At 61.8% G+C, this 17,262-nt stretch carries 16 protein-coding genes and 1 pseudogene; 5 read left to right on the top strand and 12 right to left on the bottom strand.

The features are described 5' to 3' along the window. Nucleotides 1–3: 3 nt before the first annotated feature. Nucleotides 4–1,125: a PD-(D/E)XK nuclease family protein gene (locus AB5G72_RS14160; RefSeq protein ID WP_440220166.1), complete on the bottom strand. Its 1,122-nt coding sequence runs from the start codon at nucleotides 1,123–1,125 to the stop codon at nucleotides 4–6. 64 nt (nucleotides 1,126–1,189) lie between these two features. Beyond that, nucleotides 1,190–1,567, bottom strand: a complete 378-nt coding sequence (locus AB5G72_RS14155; RefSeq protein ID WP_440220165.1) for a PH domain-containing protein — start codon at nucleotides 1,565–1,567, stop codon at nucleotides 1,190–1,192. Nucleotides 1,568–1,733: 166 nt separating this feature from the next. On the opposite strand from AB5G72_RS14155, the gene AB5G72_RS14150 reads away from it, so the two are divergent. Continuing rightward, nucleotides 1,734–3,011, top strand: a complete 1,278-nt coding sequence (locus AB5G72_RS14150) for a M20 family metallopeptidase (protein ID WP_440220164.1) — start codon at nucleotides 1,734–1,736, stop codon at nucleotides 3,009–3,011. On the opposite strand, the gene AB5G72_RS14145 is transcribed toward AB5G72_RS14150, so the two are convergent. Further along, nucleotides 2,981–3,505, bottom strand: a complete 525-nt coding sequence (locus AB5G72_RS14145) for a hypothetical protein (protein WP_440220163.1) — start codon at nucleotides 3,503–3,505, stop codon at nucleotides 2,981–2,983. The two genes, AB5G72_RS14150 and AB5G72_RS14145, sit on opposite strands and share 31 nt — an antisense overlap. On the opposite strand from AB5G72_RS14145, the gene AB5G72_RS14140 reads away from it, so the two are divergent. Continuing rightward, the gene (locus AB5G72_RS14140; protein ID WP_440220162.1) at nucleotides 3,489–3,719 is read left to right on the top strand and encodes a hypothetical protein; all 231 of its coding nucleotides are present in this window, start codon (nucleotides 3,489–3,491) and stop codon (nucleotides 3,717–3,719) included. The two genes, AB5G72_RS14145 and AB5G72_RS14140, sit on opposite strands and share 17 nt — an antisense overlap. A gap of 18 nt (nucleotides 3,720–3,737) precedes the next feature. Here the strand turns inward: AB5G72_RS14140 and AB5G72_RS14135 are convergent, their stop codons facing one another. From AB5G72_RS14135 to AB5G72_RS14120, 4 genes are all read right to left on the bottom strand, one after another. Beyond that, nucleotides 3,738–4,295, bottom strand: coding sequence for a hypothetical protein (locus tag AB5G72_RS14135; protein ID WP_440220161.1), 558 nt, complete (start codon nucleotides 4,293–4,295; stop codon nucleotides 3,738–3,740). Nucleotides 4,296–4,461: 166 nt separating this feature from the next. Then, nucleotides 4,462–4,797 (bottom strand): hypothetical protein, encoded by a 336-nt coding sequence (locus tag AB5G72_RS14130; RefSeq protein ID WP_440220160.1) that lies wholly within the window; start codon nucleotides 4,795–4,797, stop codon nucleotides 4,462–4,464. A gap of 74 nt (nucleotides 4,798–4,871) precedes the next feature. Further along, the gene (locus tag AB5G72_RS14125; RefSeq protein ID WP_440220159.1) at nucleotides 4,872–5,063 is read right to left on the bottom strand and encodes a hypothetical protein; all 192 of its coding nucleotides are present in this window, start codon (nucleotides 5,061–5,063) and stop codon (nucleotides 4,872–4,874) included. 434 nt (nucleotides 5,064–5,497) lie between these two features. Then, the gene (locus AB5G72_RS14120) at nucleotides 5,498–6,082 is read right to left on the bottom strand and encodes a YdcF family protein (protein WP_440220158.1); all 585 of its coding nucleotides are present in this window, start codon (nucleotides 6,080–6,082) and stop codon (nucleotides 5,498–5,500) included. Nucleotides 6,083–6,173: 91 nt separating this feature from the next. Here AB5G72_RS14120 and AB5G72_RS14115 point away from each other — a divergent pair. Beyond that, nucleotides 6,174–6,503: pseudogene (locus AB5G72_RS14115) on the top strand (Ku protein); the annotation flags it as partial. Nucleotides 6,504–6,980: 477 nt separating this feature from the next. Here AB5G72_RS14115 and AB5G72_RS14110 read toward each other — a convergent pair. Further along, complete coding sequence (locus tag AB5G72_RS14110; RefSeq protein WP_440220157.1) at nucleotides 6,981–7,601, bottom strand: ElyC/SanA/YdcF family protein; 621 nt, start codon at nucleotides 7,599–7,601, stop codon at nucleotides 6,981–6,983. A gap of 182 nt (nucleotides 7,602–7,783) precedes the next feature. Between AB5G72_RS14110 and wecC the strand changes: the two genes are divergently transcribed. Then, nucleotides 7,784–9,076 (top strand): UDP-N-acetyl-D-mannosamine dehydrogenase, encoded by a 1,293-nt coding sequence (gene wecC / locus AB5G72_RS14105; RefSeq protein WP_440220156.1) that lies wholly within the window; start codon nucleotides 7,784–7,786, stop codon nucleotides 9,074–9,076. Nucleotides 9,077–9,079: 3 nt separating this feature from the next. On the opposite strand, the gene AB5G72_RS14100 is transcribed toward wecC, so the two are convergent. The 4 genes from AB5G72_RS14100 to wecB form a co-directional block, all read right to left on the bottom strand. Further along, nucleotides 9,080–9,928: an ABC transporter ATP-binding protein gene (locus AB5G72_RS14100; protein ID WP_440220155.1), complete on the bottom strand. Its 849-nt coding sequence runs from the start codon at nucleotides 9,926–9,928 to the stop codon at nucleotides 9,080–9,082. Beyond that, nucleotides 9,918–10,796, bottom strand: a complete 879-nt coding sequence (locus AB5G72_RS14095) for an ABC transporter permease (protein ID WP_440220154.1) — start codon at nucleotides 10,794–10,796, stop codon at nucleotides 9,918–9,920. Before AB5G72_RS14095 ends, AB5G72_RS14100 begins: the two co-directional genes overlap by 11 nt. After that, nucleotides 10,793–13,447 carry a glycosyltransferase gene (locus AB5G72_RS14090; RefSeq protein ID WP_440221503.1) on the bottom strand — a complete coding sequence of 885 codons (2,655 nt, stop codon included), beginning with the start codon at nucleotides 13,445–13,447 and terminating at the stop codon, nucleotides 10,793–10,795. Before AB5G72_RS14090 ends, AB5G72_RS14095 begins: the two co-directional genes overlap by 4 nt. A 389-nt stretch (nucleotides 13,448–13,836) precedes the next feature. Then, nucleotides 13,837–15,036 carry a non-hydrolyzing UDP-N-acetylglucosamine 2-epimerase gene (wecB, locus tag AB5G72_RS14085; protein ID WP_440220153.1) on the bottom strand — a complete coding sequence of 400 codons (1,200 nt, stop codon included), beginning with the start codon at nucleotides 15,034–15,036 and terminating at the stop codon, nucleotides 13,837–13,839. Between the two features lie 767 nt (nucleotides 15,037–15,803). Between wecB and AB5G72_RS14080 the strand changes: the two genes are divergently transcribed. Beyond that, entirely contained in the window at nucleotides 15,804–16,973 is a 1,170-nt protein-coding gene (locus tag AB5G72_RS14080) for a heparinase II/III domain-containing protein (RefSeq protein ID WP_440220152.1), read from the top strand. The last annotated feature ends 289 nt before the right edge of the window (nucleotides 16,974–17,262 follow it).

Genomic DNA, 17,262 nt, shown 5'->3' with positions numbered 1-17,262 from the left:
CCGTCAGCGGGGAGTAGTCGCGAGCCTCGTGTGAGCTTCCGCGATGGCAGGCCCGACGGTTTCCCAAAGCTCTAACAGTCGCCTGACGCAGTCCCGGGCGTACTCGTCGAGATCAGTTATCGACTTCTCGGGTGCCAGGGAGGCTCTCCAGATCCACCACCGGTTGGGGTCGAGCGCCATGCCTCGAGAAGCAGCGATCGCCTGGGTGGCTTGCTGCACCTCCTGTCGACATTTGGCTCCGGCGTCTGGATGACTGCAGATGATCAACTGTGGCCATTCGAACTTCAGCCCCGGGCGAAGCAGGTCGCGCGGGCGCCACTGGAGTTCTACGAATCCTCCGACTAACCCGTCAGGACCCGGCACCTTTAACTGCAGAAGGGGGACACTGCCCTCCAATGACTCCCAGACACCGAAGCGCTCGGAAGGTTGCACCTTTACGGGCTGAAGATGCTTGCGTATCGACGTGGATAGTTGGTGCACGGCCTGACCATGTAAGTCAGACCATTCCAGAATCTGCTCCCGGTGATTCAAGTAGAAGTCCAACTTGGAGTCGTCCACTGTCCCTGGCCCTTCTACGCTCATCTCAAGCGTTTCGATAAGGTCTCGAGCCCCCGGGGCGATGGTCTCTGGACCAACGCGATTCATGAGATCCCGGCCAATTGCACCCAGGTTCTGCCACCTCAGCGTTGTCCACTGGTCGACACTATCCACGGCTGTGACCGGGATGCCTCCGTCCGAGGTCAAGAAGACCAAAGACGCGCTCTCGGGGCTCCACCCCTCGGCAAGTCGGTCAGCTTGTCTTGCGCCCTCCGGAGCCGAGATCTTTGCTTCGATCAGCACCGTCGCCGCTGGAGTGCGCACAACGATGTCTGCGCGGGTATCCCCGCGAGTTTCCTCTGTGGTGACGGACGCCTGCTCTGCGCCCTCGACCGGCAAGGCGAGCAACTCGAGAAAGGCAGAGAGATACTCGGAGCCCAGCCCATGCCAACCGTCTGGCGTTAACAGCCACGCCAGTCCGCGGCACATGTAGACCTCGAGATGATCTAACCCGAGTTCGCGCATGAGGGTCCGATGACCTGAGCGCCACGCCCGTTCATTCTTTTGCTGACGGGTCAGCTCGGCCATCTGCCTGAACGCTGTATCCCATTCGTCGACCACGTCCGGCCCCGTGGAGCGAGGCCGATCGCCGTCAACCATTGAGGACGAGATGCGCGATGAGGTGGTCGAGCTTCCGAATGTCGACGCCCCGGTTCAGGTTGATCTTGATGTGGCCGGCTCGGGTCCACAACTCGAGTTCGGAATTGAAGTCGAGCATTCGTCCCGCGTTCTCAGACGACCACATATTGATTGCGTTGTACGGCAGGGAGTAGATCTCCACCTTCTTGCCCGTGAGCCCCTGCGCGTCCCGCACGATGAGTCGCTTGGTGGTGAAGATCGCAGAGTCGCGGAACGTCTTATATGCGGCGATCGGCTGCTCGCCTTGGACAAGCAATGGCCCAATATCGTCTGGAATCGGGCATTCGGCGACGAACGTCCACGCGGCAATGTTGGCGACAGCAGAGGTCAAAGTAGATCCGATCTATTGGCGGCAGTCGTGCACGAATAGAGATGTTGCTCGGGATCGTAAGCGCCGCTCCGCCGATGTGACCCGCTATTCGGGGGAACCGACCGAGTAATAGCGACGGGGACGGCGACCGGTGCACCTCGGCGCTCGCGAGGAGCAAGCTGGGGCCATGGCCTCCATCCCGAACCCCGCGGCCTTTGAAACCGCTGTCTCCGAACACCTCCCGTGGCTCCGAGACCTCTACCGCCACTTCCACCGCCACCCTGAACTGAGCATGGCCGAGCACGCGACGGCGGACCGGATCGAGCAGGAGCTCACCGCGCTGGGCCTGGAGCCCCAGCGCATCGGCGGGACGGGCGTCGTGGCGGTCATCAGCAACTCGGGCCCCGCCGGGGCCGGGACCAGCGGCGAAGCCCCCACCGTCCTCGCCCGCGCCGACATCGACGCGCTGCCCCTCCAGGAGGACACCGGCCTGGAGTACGCCTCCGAGACCCCGGGCGTCATGCACGGGTGCGGCCACGATGCGCACGCGACCGCGCTGCTGGGCGCCACCCGCATCCTGGCCGAGAACCGCGACGCCTGGTCCGGCACCTACATCGCGGTGTTCCAACCGGGGGAGGAGACGGCCGCCGGCGCCCGCGCGATGGTCGACGACGGCCTGCTCGAGCGGGTCCCGCGGCCGGACGTGGCGCTGAGCCAGCACGTCATGCCCACGGCGGCGGGCACGATCGGCACGGTGGCGGGCCCGGTCCTCTCGGCCGGCGACTCGCTGAAGATCACGATCCACGGCCGGGGCGCGCACGGGTCGATGCCGAACACGGCGGTGGACCCGGTGGTGTTGGCGTCGTCGATCGTCTTGCGCCTGCAGACCGTCGTCTCGCGCGAGGTGGAGCCGGGGCAGTTCGCGGTGCTGACGGTCGGCTCGCTCACGGCGGGCGCCAAGGCCAACATCATCCCGGACTCGGCGGAGCTGCTGCTCAACATCCGCACCTACGACCCGGCGGTGCGCGAGCAGGTCATCGCGGCGATCGAGCGCATCGTCCGCGGCGAGTGCGCGGCCGCGGGCGCCCCGGCCGACCCGGAGTTCGACTACTACGACCAGTACCCGCTCACCCGCAACGATCCGGGCGTCACGACCACGGTCACCGCGGCGTTCGTCGAGCACTTCGGCCCGCGCGCGGTGTACGAGGCCAGCCGGGTGACGGCGTCGGAGGACTTCTCGCTGATCCCGGACGCGTTCGGGGTGCCGTACACGTACTGGACTGTCGGCTCGGTCGATCCCGCCCGCTACCAGGACGCGGTCGCCCGCGGCGCGGTGAGCCAGGAGATCCCGGCCAACCACTCGCCGCACTTCGCCCCCGAGGAGGCGCCGACGCTACTCACGGCGACGCGCGCCCAGGTGGTGGCGGCGCTGGCCTACCTAGGCGCCGAGCGCCGGGCGGTGTAGGTAACGACGACGACGACGAGGTTCCGCCACGCCCCCGCGGTCACCGCGGTGGCGAACTTGTCGAAGTGCATCAATGGCGCACGAAATTGCGCGCACAGCGTAAACTTCCCCTCGTCCTGACGGAAAGGTCCACAGATGAGACTGGTCATTGCTACCGCAGCAGCCGCGGTTATCACGCTCGGTGTCTCCGGCTGCGGATCCGACAGCGGTGACCCTGTGGAGGCCGGCTCGCTGACAACGAGCACCACCACGAGTGCCAGCACCAGCAGCACAAACTCGACAATGACCAGCAGCGCGCCCAGCTCGTCTACTACGGAAGCGGAGAGCGCGGCACCCGCGACTAGTGAGACCCCAGCTGTCGCGCCCGCGCCACCGGCAGCGGCAGCGCCGACCCGACCCGTGTTCATGCGGCCGGAGGACTTCGATCCGTATGGCCCTCCGCGGTTCGTCCAGTGCTGGGAGCGAAACGCCGCGGTGATGTCGGACGGGTCCATCGTCACCGACACCGTCAATTGCGCGCCGCCGCTCTCGGAGCCGGAGCCAGCTCCGTACACCGACCCGCCGCGGGCCGACGGGTGCGTCGGACCTGCCGCCACGTGCGGCTACTACGACGAGGACGGCAATCCGATCTGGTTCGACAAGGAAACGGGAGAGACCTCGCCGCGCTACTTCGATGAAGACGGCAATCCGACCATGGACCCGAACTAGGGCTCCCGCTTCAGCCGCTCAGGCGTGAGCGCTGATGAGCTCGTCCATGGAGACGCCGGTGTGCGCGGCCCACAGGCTGAAGACCGCGGCAGTCATGGCCGCGGCGGCGTAGAGCGCGGACGCCGGCCCGTGTTCGCGGACTACGGCGCGGATGCCGGTGGCGGCGTCGCAGTCGAGCAGCACCACATCGCACAGGTCGGCCATGCCCTCCGGAGAGTCATCGAGACGCGCCCTGCCTCGGACCGCGCCGATGACGTCCGCCGGTAGCTGCGGCGCCAGCGTCTGGGCGAGCTGGGCGAAGCGCGTCGCCACGGTCAGCGCGTCGGGGATCGGCGGGGGAGTGGTCTCGGCGGTCAGCTCCAGCTCCTCGAGGAGCGCGCCGGCGGCGGAAATGTCGTCGCGGGCGTGGGCGTCCAGGACAGCGCGGACCCGGGCGACCGCTGCGGCGTGGCGCTGCTTGGCGCGTTCCATCCCGGCGTCGAGGTCGGCGACGGTCGCGGTCCACACGTCGACGCCCTCGCGGGCGAGGAGAGGGGCGAGGAGCTCGAACTGTGCGCGCTGTTCCGGGGATGCCATGCACCCATTGTCTCCGGCGCCCCTGCCGGCGCCCTCGCCGGTGCGCGCGCGGCCGCCCCCGCCTCGCGCTCGGCTGCCGGTGCGCGCGGTCGTCACGCCGGCGCGCGGGGTGGCCGCCTCGCCCGGCCGCCCCGCGAAACCCGCCGGTGCGTCCCCGACGACCCGGCTACTCCGCCTCGCGCCGCCTCACAGTGGCGAGAACCCGGGCCACGCCGGCCAGGAAGTCCCGGCTGCGCCGCGCGGCCTGCTGCTCGAGGAGCAGCAGATCCAGCGCCCGGATTACCGCGGCCAGATCGGCGCCGGCGCCCAACCGATCCAGAGCCACCGCCGCCGCGACCGCCTGCCCCTCATGGAACGCCAGATCCGGCAGCACCGCCTCGACGGCCCGGGACAGCTCGCCCGCGGGCCGATCGTCGAACGCCGCGCTCAGGGAGACGCGGTACTGCTCGAACCGGTCCCGGGCGGCGTCGAGCTCCTGGCGTAGGTTCGCGGTCGCAGACATGGTCGTCAAGCCTACGACGACGACGAGGTCACCCCGCCCTCACGGTCCCGCGGTCACCGCGACTGCGCGCGCGGTCACACCCCGAATGCCGCGGGATAGCGGATGACGCCCTCCGGGACGGCAGGGGAGTCGTCGAGGGGCAGGGCCATCAACGCCTCGTCGGGGACGTCGAACGACGCGCGGATACCGAAGCCGGAGGCGCGGCGGAAGCCGAACCGTGGGTAGTAGCCGGCATGGCCCAGCACCACGACGAGCGACTCGCCCATCGCCCGAGCGCGGCGGAGGCCAAGCGGAGCTGCTCCGGGTCCCCTTCGGCGACGGGCCTTGAGTCGTTAGGCATGCATACAAACTTGACAGTTGTGTAGTAGCCACTCTGCGGATATTGTCGCTGGCAGTCGGTGGCGTAGCCTTATCCCCCCTCGAGGTGTCGCCGGCTCCGCAACGGTGCGGACTACGCTGACCTCGTTTGGTCGCGATCCTTCATCGTGCGCGACAGAGTCGCCGGCGGCTGCGGGCTCCCCCTCCGCGGCCCCGGCGACTCAATCGTCTTGAGCTCATTAGACACTCGGTGCCTACCCGGTGGCGTTTGATAATCGGCTGGGAAACCAGCGCCCACGGAGGCATGCCACCTTTCAGCCTTCTGCCGCGCGCGCCGTCGGTCCACCACTCCCGGCGGCGTCGTACCGCGACGCACGCACTCTCAACAGGCCGGCGTGATGAACGCCTTGAGGTAGCCACCCGTCTCGTGCAGCAGGGCGTCCTTTCTCGATTTGGATAACGGCCGGGGCGTGTCGGTCACGTAGACGGGCCCGTTGAAGCACTGCTCAAAGTACATCCGCACACGCGACACGTGACCCCAGTAGGTGACCACCAGTAGTGAGCTGTACTCGCGCTCGTGGGCGATGCGGGCGGCGGCGGTGGTTTCACCCTCGGTGGTGTCCACGTCGGGGGCAAAGCACTCCACGTCGATTTGCCGACCGTCGCGAGCGAGCACCGGGGTGGAGGCGCAGTAGGAGTCGATTGCGTCGGCGTAGCGGCCGGTCCCGCTCGGCGGAGCGGAGACGAGGATGTGGTCCGCCACGCCCTCTTCGGCGAGGCTGCGGGCGTAGACGTAGCGATCGTCCTCGGCGCCGGCGACCACCACAATCGCGTCGACGCGCTCCGGTGAGTCGACCTGCGGAAACAGCACGGCCCGCGCCGCGGTCAGACCCGTGACGGGCAGACCCACTACCAGGGCAAGGGCGAGCACCACGATGATGCTGCGGCGTCGGGAGCGTGGTCTCACAGATACAGGCTACGGAGGCCTTCTGAACCGGGGGCACCGGAGTCCGGCTGCCCGAACCCTCGTCTGTCGCGTACTCATCCCACGCGACAAGGCGTACGAGTCCGAGGACGGCGAGATGGTCATCCTCACCAAGGAGGATCTGGCGAGCCTGCCGGTGGAGCAGTCCCACGAGATCGAGGTGACGGAGTTCGTCCCGGCGGACCAGGTGGATCCGGTGGCCTTCGACAGCGCTTATTTCCTGGAGCCGGCGTCGCGCTCGAACCGGGCGTACGTGCTGATGCGCGAGGCGCTGGAGTCGACGGACCGGCTGGCGATCTGCACGTTCACGCTGCGTAGCCGGACCCGTCTGTGCGCGCTGCGGGTGTACAAAGACATCCTCATGCTGCAGACGTTGCTGTGGCCGGATGAGGCCGCCCCGGCAGGGCAAGCCAGATCAGATGTCACCTACTCGTGCACCAGCCCCTCTCGCCATGCCGACCGGAGACACAACCTCCGTGGTCAGTACACCTAGCCCGTGCCGGTCGCGATGTAGCGGTACGGCCGCCACTGTAACGCGTTTTCCGCGGCGCGGGGACGCCACGTCTGCGCAGTTCAAGAGGCATTTACGTCAGGGGGCTAACGGTTAGTGCACGCAACCGTCCGCGGGCGGTGCGGATCGACAAATTCTGCGCGAGAGTCCACTTGACACTTGTGGAATGGCGGCGGTGCCCCTATACCGATGGCCGGTCGGCGCAAAACATGAATCCCCCCTCATGTTGCGTCGGCTCCGCCGAGGCGCGGTGGACTGCAGGCCTCCCCAGGTCGCGGCACCAGTGCTCAGCGACGAGGGTCGCCGGCGGCCGTGAGTCCCCCCTCAGCGGCCGCCGGCGGCCCCACCTCCCCGCCCCGTGCGGGCTGCTCAGCAGGCGGGGGAGAGATAGGCCTTCACGTACCCGCCCGTCTCGTGCAGCAGGGCGTCCGCGCGAGACTTGGAGAGCGGCCGCGGGGTGTCGGTGACGTTGACGTCGCCGTCGAAGCACTGCTCGAAGTACTGGCGGACGCGCGAGACGTGGCCCCAGTAGGTGACGACGAGGAGGGACTCCCACCCCCGCTCGTGGGCGATCCGCGTGGCCGCGGTCGTCTCGCCCTCGGTGGTGTCGGAGTCGGGGGTGAAGCAGCCGACGTCGATCCGCCGTCCGTCCCGCGCCTGGAGTGTGCCGGTCGCGCACTGCGCGCCGATGGTCCAGGAGTAGGGCGGCCGGGTGGCCGTGCCGCTGGTCGGTGCCGACACGATCACCGAGTCGGCCATCCCCTCCTCGGCGAGGTGGCGGGCGTAGGTGTAGCGGTCGTCGTCGGCACCGGCCACCACCACGATCCCGTCGACGCGCGCGGGGGAGTCGATGGTGGGGTCGAGGACCGCCTTCGAGGTGACCGCCAGGCCGGCGACCAGGACGAGTGCCAGGAGCGCGCAGAGCAGGAGCACGGCGATCCGCCGGCGGGTGCGCGGTCGCCGACGGGTGGGGCGCGCGCGTCCGGTCATGTCCGCGAGGATAGGCAGCGGCGCCGGGCGGGGGTGATCGGTGCACCCCGCTTGTGAGGTCGGGCACCGCGTGTGACGGATAGGAGCTGAAGAGGCTCCGCAGACGTGTGGACGGTTGTTAAGGTTGGCGATCGGCGGGCGCCCTGGTCCGCCGGATGCGATCAGCACAGATGGAGCCCCTCATGTTCAAGACCGGTGAACCGACCGCCAACGACGGCGGAGAGATCAACAACGGCCGTCTGGCCGTGATCGGTCTCGGCTACATCGGTCTGCCCACCGCCGTCGTCTTCGCCCTCCGTGGCTGGCACGTGATCGGCGTGGACGTCTCGGACCGGACCATCGACATGGTGTCCCGCGGCGAGTTGCCCTTCGTCGAGGAGGGCCTCGACGTCGCGCTCAAGCGGGCCGTCGACTCCGGGAGTCTGACGGTGTCCAAGGAGACGCCGGAAGCCGACGTCTTCGTGGTGGCCGTCCCGACGCCCTTCGCCGAGGACTACTCGATGGACCCCAAGTACATCGACGCGGCGACGGATGCGCTGATCCCCAAGCTCAAGGCGGGCGACCTGGTGATCCTCGAGTCGACCTCGCCCCCCGGGACCACGGAGTACATGGCCGAGCGGATCTTCGCCGCCCGCCCGGACCTGGCGATCGATCCCGACGAGCGGCAGGGGCGCCTCGACGTCTCCCACGCACCCGAGCGAGTCCTCCCGGGCCGGATCATCGCCGAGCTGGCCTCGAACGACCGGATCGTCGGCGGGCTCACGCAGGCCGCCACCGAGCGGACGCGGGACGTGTACGCCACGTTCTGCACGGGCACGATCCACATGACGGACGCCCGGACCGCCGAGATGTCCAAGCTCACGGAGAACAGCTTCCGCGACGTGAACATCGCCTTTGCCAACGAGCTCTCCGTGATCTGCGACAAGCTGGACATCGACGTCTGGGAGCTCATCAGCCTGGCCAACCGGCATCCCCGCGTGAACATCCTCAAGCCCGGCCCCGGCGTGGGGGGACACTGCATCGCCGTGGACCCGTGGTTCATCGTCTCCACGGACCGCGACAACTCCCAGCTCATCAAGATGGCGCGGGACGTCAACGACGCCAAGCCGGACTGGGTCATGGAGAAGGTCGAGGAGAAGCTGGCCGACGTCGCGGCGGACGCGCCGATCACCTGCCTCGGCCTGGCCTTCAAGCCGGACATCGACGACCTCCGCGAGTCGCCGGCCGCGCGCATCACGGCGCGTCTGGCCGAGGCGAATCCGGGCCGGCGGGTCCTGGCCGTGGAGCCCAACATCACCGAGCTTCCGGCGTCGCTGGGCAACTTCCGGAACGTGGAGCTCGTGGACATCCAGGAGGCCCTCGAGGGCGCCGGCGTGGTGATCGTCCTGGTGGCTCACCGCGAGTTCCGCGACATCGCGGTGAGCCTCATCGCCGACGACCGCGTGGTGGACACCTGCGGAATCCACACCGGGTAGGGGTCAGACGAGCTCGATTCGCGGTGGTTCATACGCTTCGGACACCTCGTCGATCAAGCGTTGTGCCTCGTCGAACTCTTTAGCCACCGTGTGATTCGACCACCTCTGGTATGTGAGGGCGACCTCGCGGGACTCGCCGTCCATGATCGGGCGACCCTGGTACATCCAGATCGCGCGCTCACACATCTTGACCACGGCCGACGGAACGTGGGAGACGAAGAAGATGGTGCCGGCGTTGGAGATGATGTTGTCTATCGCGGCCTCTGAGCGATCCTGGAATGCAGCGTCCCCGGTCCCCAGCGCCTCGTCGATGAGCAGGATGTCAGTGTTCGGGTTGACCGCGGCGATAGCGAACCTCAGGCGGGACCCCATTCCGGACGAATAGGTATTGATGGGGTCGTCCAGCTCACGGCCGAGGTCGGCGAGGTCCGCGACTCGGTGGACCGTGTCGGCAACCGCTGACGGGCTGAGTCCCATGGCGAGGAGTCCCAGTTCGATGTTCTCGTTCCCGGTGCGCTCTGGAATGAGCGCAGGACTCACGGAAAGGAGAACAGGCTGGGACCTGGCCAAAACGGTTCCTGACGATATCCTCTCCAACCCGGCCATGGCGCGAAGAATGGTCGACTTTCCCGAGCCGTTCCTACCGACGAGCCCAATCTTCTCTCCCTCGTAAGCGACTATGGACACATTCTCAACCCCGAACTTGGTCGATCTCGAAGGAATCAAACGTATGTTCTGCAGTCGCCCAGCGCCGCGCTTCGATGAACTCAATTTCTCATATTTTACCGAGACGTCGATAGCGGCCAATGCAATCTGCCCACGATCCCGCGAAAGGCCGTCTTTAGCGCTCATTGTTATAAGCCTCCTCACGCGACCAGAAAAGAAGAATTCCGAAACACAGGGCCGCCAATGACCAACCGACCAATTGGAACCAAAGGGAAAGTCTGGGAACGGTGCCATCCATCAATATTTCGCGTGCCATGGTGAGGATCACAGCAGCGGGATTCGCGTGAAGGATAAGCGACATCGTAGGATCTTTTACGTACATCGCAAGTGGGAAGATAACGCCGGACGCGTAGAACCAGAAGCGGGTTGCGATCGACCACAGATGCCTGATGTCAGGAATGATTGACGAAATCCAGGCGGTGAGTAACATGATTCCAGTCACGAATATATGAGATACCACCAAGAGTGGAATGAGTAGAAACCAGGACCACTGTGGGTTTTCGTGGGGCGGGACAACCCAGATGAAGACCAATAGAACAAGCGCATCTGGGATAGCATCGTAAGCGCTTCGAAGCGAATCTGAAATGAGCAGAGTTATCCTGGGAAACGCAAATCCCTTTACAAGTGATCGATGCCGATTGAGTACGGTTGAACCGGACGTGAGGGCAGCGGCAAGCGGACTAAAAATCGTGACTCCGATAGCGAGAAACGCAATGAAGTTATCGATGCCACGCGATACGTTCAGCAATAGGCCAAAGATCACGTAGTACATTCCGACTCGGAGTAATGGTTCAACCAATAGCCATATTTGCCCAAGGTACGTGCCGCGGCCGGTCGTGAAGGCGCGATAGCGAGCTTGGGAAAGTATAAAATACCTTAGGCGCCAAGTGCTTGAAAGATATCTATCAAGAGAAGGTCTGCGGCCAATTGTAAGAAAAGCTGACTTATTTACTTTCACAGACTCTAAAGCTTCACAGCGGATCTGGTGCGTCACTTGACGCCTCCTAGGATTGACGCGTAGACGGACGCGTAAACGTTGGCTGCGGCATCCCAAGTTGAAGCCTCGGCAGCTCGCCTGCCGGCAGCGGCGCATTGAACATAGAGAGCTCGGTCTTCCATTAGTCTGCGAACCCCTTCGCTCAGCGCAATTGGATCGTCCGGCGTTACGGCGAGGCCCGCTCCGAGGCCGGATGTAATTTCAGTCAGAGCCTCGAGATCCGAAACAACGAGTGGACGATAGCGAGCCATGGCTTGGAGTGGTTTGATAGGTGTGACGGACCTTGTCACATCGGTATCTCGCCGAGGAATGCAAAAGACATCTATCGCGTCATACCACAGCGTTGATTCCGAAGGCGAGACTCGACCTGGAAAATAAACACGATCCGCAATTCCCAACTCAGCAGAAAGCGACTGCAACTCCGGCCGAGAAGCTCCATCTCCGACGATGGCGCCTCTAATATTCAAACCGCTGCGAGAGAGTATAGCTATGGCGCGAAGCAAGGTATCGATGCCTTCGTACCCCACTAGCGATGACACAGTGCCAACAGTGAACGCTTGGGGTATGCCAACGGCGCTCCGCGCGTTCTGCGAAGTTCTGTCGGAAAGACCTAGAATAGCAGAGTCAATCGAGTTCCTAACAACATGAATCTTTTGAGGGTCGATTCCCCGCGAAACGTGAGACGCCCTCTGCACATCGGAGAGCGCGATCACTGAATCTGCGCACTTCATCATTCGTGCCTCTAACGATCGGACCCCGAGGTAGAACTCCGAATGTGCTGCACGATCGTATAACTCAGTTGGTATCCGCGAGAGCCAAGTCTGTTCCATTTCACCCCGGGTTTCGTATACCCACGGCAAACCAGTTAGGCTCGCCACCTTGGCCGTCACCAGTGCGTTCTCATAATTGGTAGTGGTGTGCAAGATGTCAGGAGAGTAAGCGTGGACTATTTCGAGAAGTTTATCTACATGCCGTGAAAGTCTGCGATCAATCTCGGCCGGGAGCGAATGATCATACAACCTAGCGTAAGTAATCTCGTCAACCACATCAAATACAGCACCTGACGAGATGCCGATCGACTCGGGGTATCCGAGTCGGGTCACTGCAGCCACGACCATGCCCGCCGAGTCCTGTGACCTGAGAATTGCATGGGACCGAATTGAGTAGCCAGATTCAGTATGTGGGAATGAGTTCGTGAGGACGTGAAGTACTCGGATCGGGGCGGAGGATTCCGGTCGCGCCTCGGATCGAAGTTGTGACATGTGTTTGAGTAGCGTAGGGGATACGTCACGTGTCGAGTCGCCGGAGTGCTCGAGTTCGAATGAGGGGTCAAGAACGCGCAAGACAGAGGCCCAGCGAACTGCCGTCCTTGACCCAGGTCTCATCAACGAGATCGCCCGACTTATCTCTCCCACGTCCCAGGCCTGTCGTGCGAGTAGGTTTCTACGCTGAGTGGCGGTGCTTTTGTTGAGGTAAACGCCCAGATGTTCTCGGTGGCGACCTGGCCTCGCGCGTAAGTAGTGCTTCTCAGCGAGGCTTCGTTCGTCTCCGATCACGTAGGCAATACCCTTTAGCGCGGGTGTGGGGAAGAAAGCTGCTGATATCTCGGTAACTTTCGAACGCGCCCTTGGAGGGAGTCGACGAGAAACCAGTGTCGCAAGATGGACTGGGTCGTCTCTACCGATCTCCAGTGCGTGTCTGGCTAGCCTGAAGTGCTGGAAGAACGATTCGTGCGGAACGCGCCTTTTTCTGTACTTTGAACGGGCTGCCGTACTTACGAGCGTGACAAAACGTTCGCCATTTCTGTGAGGGTCAGCGTTCTCGAGCAGCCACTTATGAACTTTTTCTGAGTCTGGCGATATTGGTCGGCCGCGTGACCAGTCGATTAGCAGTGAAGCCAAGGCGTCCGAATCCATCGCGGGTACAGCAACGCCAGCACCAGATGAGGAGACGATGTCTGCTGCCTCACCATTGGCTGCAACTATAACTGGAAGATTTCGCGCCATTGCGTCGATCAACTTGGTGGGTATTGTCCTTTCGAGTGGTTCCCAGTCGCGTAGATGGACTAGAACGGCATCGCACCATTCGTAATGCAGATCCATTTCCTTGACTGAGACTGGATCAAAAAATTCAACCGGCGCATCCAACTCTTCGGCCAAATTCCGCACTCGTTCAAGTTCAGCCCCTTGCCCGATTATTCGCATCGTCACATCCGCTCCCGCCTTCGCGGCCAGATTCATGGCAGTGACAGCGTTGCTGATTCCCTGAGCGCGGCCAACTGTCCCACCGTACAAGATGCGTCGGGGGCCTACTGAGCGACGGTTGACCCCAGCAAACTGGCGACGGATATGACCGTCGACAGAGACTGGCGAGTTACATATGGTTGTAGTTGTGCCCGCTCGAAGATAATCAAGACTCTGCTCAAGATACCTTGATGTGGTAATAACTAGTGTTGCTTCCTGGAGGCCACAACGGAACAATAAGCCACCAATTTCAGTTGCAAAGCGAACGAGCCCTAGTTTAGCTTTTGCCGCCCGCGAAGCTTTCGCCCGCCCTTCATGCGTCCAAGCCGGAGCCAATCTAAGCAAGTCCGGCCACGCATCTCGAAGGTCTATGATCAGCGGCGCCCTGTATAGCTTTGCAACCACAAGGGCAGAAAAGAGACTAGGTAGGGCGGGCACCGATACGACAACAGCGTCAGGCGACCCGGTTCGACAAGGTAGCAGAACCGACGTATAGATTGTCGAAGCCGCTACAACAGCTTGGTCAACAATTCTGGAAGCGAGATGATGCGAGTGCTCGCGGAACGATGTTCGATGTACTGTCAATCTAGACTCAGTGAAGTCAACTGCACCTGGTGCATGCAAGGGGTTAGAAGATGTAAGTGTTCCGGCGGGGTAGTGAGGGGGAGCAGACACAACGTCGACATCATGATCAGCCTCGATGAGTGCGTCGATGAAACGACGAAGCCGCCACTGGGGTGGTCCTTCGTCAGGCTCCCATGCTTGGGTGATAAAGAGGATTCGCAATCGGGAGCCTATCGCCGAGGTTCATCTGTTAGTGGAGCAAAGTCCTCTATACGGTTTCCTACCCCGAGCATTTCAGCGATAGCGGCGACGCTTCGGCTAGCCGCTTGGCCATCTCCGTAAGGATTGGCTGCACGAGCCATTAAAGCGTAATCCGCCGGAGAATCTTTGAGATTTGATACCTCAGAAACGATTCGATCTTCGGCAGTACCAATGAGTTTTACAGTGCCGGCTGCAACCGCTTCGGGCCGTTCGGTATTCTCTCTCATAACTAAAACCGGTTTACTGAGAGAGGGTGCTTCCTCTTGGACTCCGCCTGAATCAGTGAGGACAATGTGAGACGAGGCAAGTAGACGCGTGAACTCCGGATATGCGAGAGGTTCGGTTGTTATTACGTTCGTGCAGCCGTCCAATGCTGGAAGTATGGCCTCACGTACTATCGGATTTCGGTGAGCCGGCAGGATGATGATGTCCTCAGGGTAGGCGTCCGAAATGCGCCTTAGCGCGCGTCCGACACTCACCATCGCGCCGCCCCAGTTTTCACGGCGGTGCGTAGTAACGAGAAGTATCCTCCGCCCACTTTCCACTGCAGCACTGATGGCGCTATCGGTCCACTGCACTTCTTGTCGAACGGTGTGAATAAGCGCGTCAATCACCGTATTTCCCGTAACCACGATATCGCGCGGGTCGATGGCCTCGTCTATGAGGTTCTGACGGGAAATTGGAGTAGGGGAAAGATGGAGAGAGGCGATCTGCGAAACAATTTTCCGGTTCGCCTCTTCGGGGAACGGTGAAAAAAGATCATGTGAACGAAGGCCCGCTTCGACATGGACGACAGGGATCTGGTCGTAAAAAGCGGCTACCGCGGCGGCCATCACAGTCGTGGTATCGCCCTGCACTACGACTGCATCAGGCTCATACTTGCGATAGACGGGGTGTACTGACGCAAATATTCTCGCTGCTAGGTCGTTCAGGCCCTGGCCGGTCGAATGCAAATCGAGGTCCTCAAGGGGAGAAATTCCGAAGACTTTGTTGACTTGGTCCAGCATTTCTCGATGCTGGCCAGTAACGATGGCTGTCACTTCGAGGTTGTTCGCAGACTCAAGCTCCGCGATTATGGGTGCAACCTTGATTGCCTCGGGTCGGGTCCCGTAAACGACCATCACACGCTTGCATCGGTCTGCTGGCTGACGCACGGTGGGGTGTGTCATGGCGTGATCCTCTCGTTGCCTTCGTCCCGGTGATCCCGGACGCAGTTAGTCTAACGATGACGAGGAGGAGTCGAGCTATGTGGCACCGAACAGGGTCAGAAACTGGCGTGCGAGAGGAGTCTATACGACTTAAGCAGGCACTTGGGCAGAGAGTAGCAGGTCAGCCAGCAGAGTTTCGGCCAAAGGGAGGGCCTCCAGCGTGGCTGAGAGCCCGCCTGAGATGGACGTTGCTTGGTGAGCACCAGCTTGGTCGTCAGATGAATCCTGACACTAGTGTCGCGTACCGGCAGGCCCTGGGCGGCGGCTTCACGAGTAGCTCCACAGATGAAAGTGTGGTGGCGCTCCTCCTCGATCGCAGGGTCCAGCTAGCGCCACATCCGGAGTGGTCCCTACCGGGTGCGATTACGTGGCAGGAGGATCCCTTTGGCCAAGCGAACTGGAAGTTCCAGTTCCATACTCTGCGCTGGATTGACCCGCTACGACGCGTGGCTATATCTGGTCACGAACGAAGCGATGAAGCTCGGAGCTTGTGGCTGGAGATTGCTAGATCGTGGATAGATGAATGTCTGTTTTCCGAGCACGTCGTTGCATGGAAAGATATGGCAGTCGGAGTGCGCACTATCGAGTTAATCCTCGGGTTCCCTCTCGTGCCACCGGAAGAAAAAACCCGATTCGTTCTCTGTATAGAAATGCACGCCGCACATCTCGCGAACCCGAGGAACTACGCTCGAGGCAATCACCTCTTGCACCAACTTAAGGGCCTCTACGTGGCGTCCAGGTTCCTGCGCTCGAGAAACCTGGAAGCTCAAGCCTTACGGCAACTCAATGAACTTTTCCATAACTCATACGATGAGTTTGGAATCAATGCCGAGGGGTCCCTCGGTTATCACGATATGAATTATCAGTGGTGGAGGGGCATAGAAAGGAGAGTCGAAGCGGAGAACGGCGAGTTGCCCGATCTGCACGATCGGTTAACCCTGGCGCGGGAGGCAATAGTTCATGGTGTGCGACCGGACGGGTTTCTGGAAACAATAGGCGATACAGGCCCCGCCAAAGTTCCAACTAGCGATGGTAGTCAACAGACTGAGTTCGCACGGATGCGCGGCAAGAAAGGAACACCGCCAGAGGCGCTAGCTGTCTGCTACCCGTCGGGATACGCCTTTGGCAGAAGTGGCTGGGGGGCCGGTGAAAGGCAGTTTGAGCAAGAAATGTTCTATTCATTGCGTTTCGGTCCGGATAAACCTATGCACGGTCATCGAGATTCAACTTCGTTCACCATCTTTGGGCGCGGCTACGCTTGGATCGTAGATCCAGGCATGCATGGTTACGGCACGACAGAAATGCGCCGCTTCATGTGTTCACGATCAGCGCACAATGTAGTTATAGATAGCGAACGCCCGAATTACCCAAATCGAACGCCCGAACTTGTTAGCAGAGGAGACAGTGAAACTATTGACCTATTCAAGCTGCATTCTCGACCATCACCTCGGATAACAACTGATAGAATTTTTGGGTATCACCGAGGCGGAGACTTTTTCGTCGTAGTGGATTCCGTGCATGAGAGAACTCCAGTCGACCTGAACCAGATCCGTCAGCTATGGCATCTCGCGGCCGGCACGGAAGTGACACAGCTGAAGAATGGAGTACAACTTCAGCAGGGGAACGAGACTGCGTACCTGACATGGGTTTCGTTTCCGGGGATAGAAATAATAGAAGGAGCCGTTTCGCCGATACAGGGCTGGGTGACTATCAGTTACGGTAAATCGATACCCGCGCCGGTATTGTCAGTTCCGTTCGACTTCAGTAATGAACCAATGGGACACGTGGTAGTTACATTCGACGCGCCCCCAGACGAACTTGAGTTGCGGGTTTCCGCGGATTCATCCGTTCTACTTACGACGATCGGCGGATCGATCTATGAAGTCGAATTACCATAGTGTTCGACAGTTTAACCTGATCAGGTTCTTTAGCTAGCAACCTGAGCATCTTGCGAGAAGCCCAACTTTTTGCTACCTGCCCAGTGGACTTATTCATACGAGATAGATTAATAACCGTTGGGATCACTGTGTTAGCGTCAACTGCGCTCGTTCGGCGTCGACCAAGCAAGCCAAGTCGCGCTGGAAGGGCCGGTTGGTCCGAGAACGCCTTCGTGCGGTTCGCCTCCGCGTGAGAGGTCGGTCTCGACTGTTCACACTTTCAATAGCGTCAAATGGCTGCCTTGTAACC

It is taken from the genome of Dietzia sp. MNB45 (assembly GCF_051994785.1).
Lineage (GTDB): Bacteria > Actinomycetota > Actinomycetes > Mycobacteriales > Mycobacteriaceae > Dietzia > Dietzia kunjamensis.
The sequence above is the reverse complement of the archived record's forward strand: the minus strand, read 5'-3'. Positions and strand labels throughout refer to the sequence as shown.

What these genes read in the sequence shown, in the direction of transcription:
- AB5G72_RS14160 (WP_440220166.1), bottom strand. Translation starts at nt 1,125, where the DNA reads ATGGCCGAGCTGACCCGTCAGCAAAAGAATGAACGGGCGTGGCGCTCA.
- AB5G72_RS14150 (WP_440220164.1), top strand. Translation starts at nt 1,734, where the DNA reads ATGGCCTCCATCCCGAACCCCGCGGCCTTTGAAACCGCTGTCTCCGAA.
- AB5G72_RS14140 (WP_440220162.1), top strand. Translation starts at nt 3,489, where the DNA reads ATGTCGGACGGGTCCATCGTCACCGACACCGTCAATTGCGCGCCGCCG.
- AB5G72_RS14145 (WP_440220163.1), bottom strand. Translation starts at nt 3,505, where the DNA reads ATGGACCCGTCCGACATCACCGCGGCGTTTCGCTCCCAGCACTGGACG.
- AB5G72_RS14135 (WP_440220161.1), bottom strand. Translation starts at nt 4,295, where the DNA reads ATGGCATCCCCGGAACAGCGCGCACAGTTCGAGCTCCTCGCCCCTCTC.
- AB5G72_RS14130 (WP_440220160.1), bottom strand. Translation starts at nt 4,797, where the DNA reads ATGTCTGCGACCGCGAACCTACGCCAGGAGCTCGACGCCGCCCGGGAC.
- AB5G72_RS14125 (WP_440220159.1), bottom strand. Translation starts at nt 5,063, where the DNA reads ATGGGCGAGTCGCTCGTCGTGGTGCTGGGCCATGCCGGCTACTACCCA.
- AB5G72_RS14110 (WP_440220157.1), bottom strand. Translation starts at nt 7,601, where the DNA reads ATGACCGGACGCGCGCGCCCCACCCGTCGGCGACCGCGCACCCGCCGG.
- wecC (WP_440220156.1), top strand. Translation starts at nt 7,784, where the DNA reads ATGTTCAAGACCGGTGAACCGACCGCCAACGACGGCGGAGAGATCAAC.
- AB5G72_RS14100 (WP_440220155.1), bottom strand. Translation starts at nt 9,928, where the DNA reads ATGAGCGCTAAAGACGGCCTTTCGCGGGATCGTGGGCAGATTGCATTG.
- wecB (WP_440220153.1), bottom strand. Translation starts at nt 15,036, where the DNA reads ATGACACACCCCACCGTGCGTCAGCCAGCAGACCGATGCAAGCGTGTG.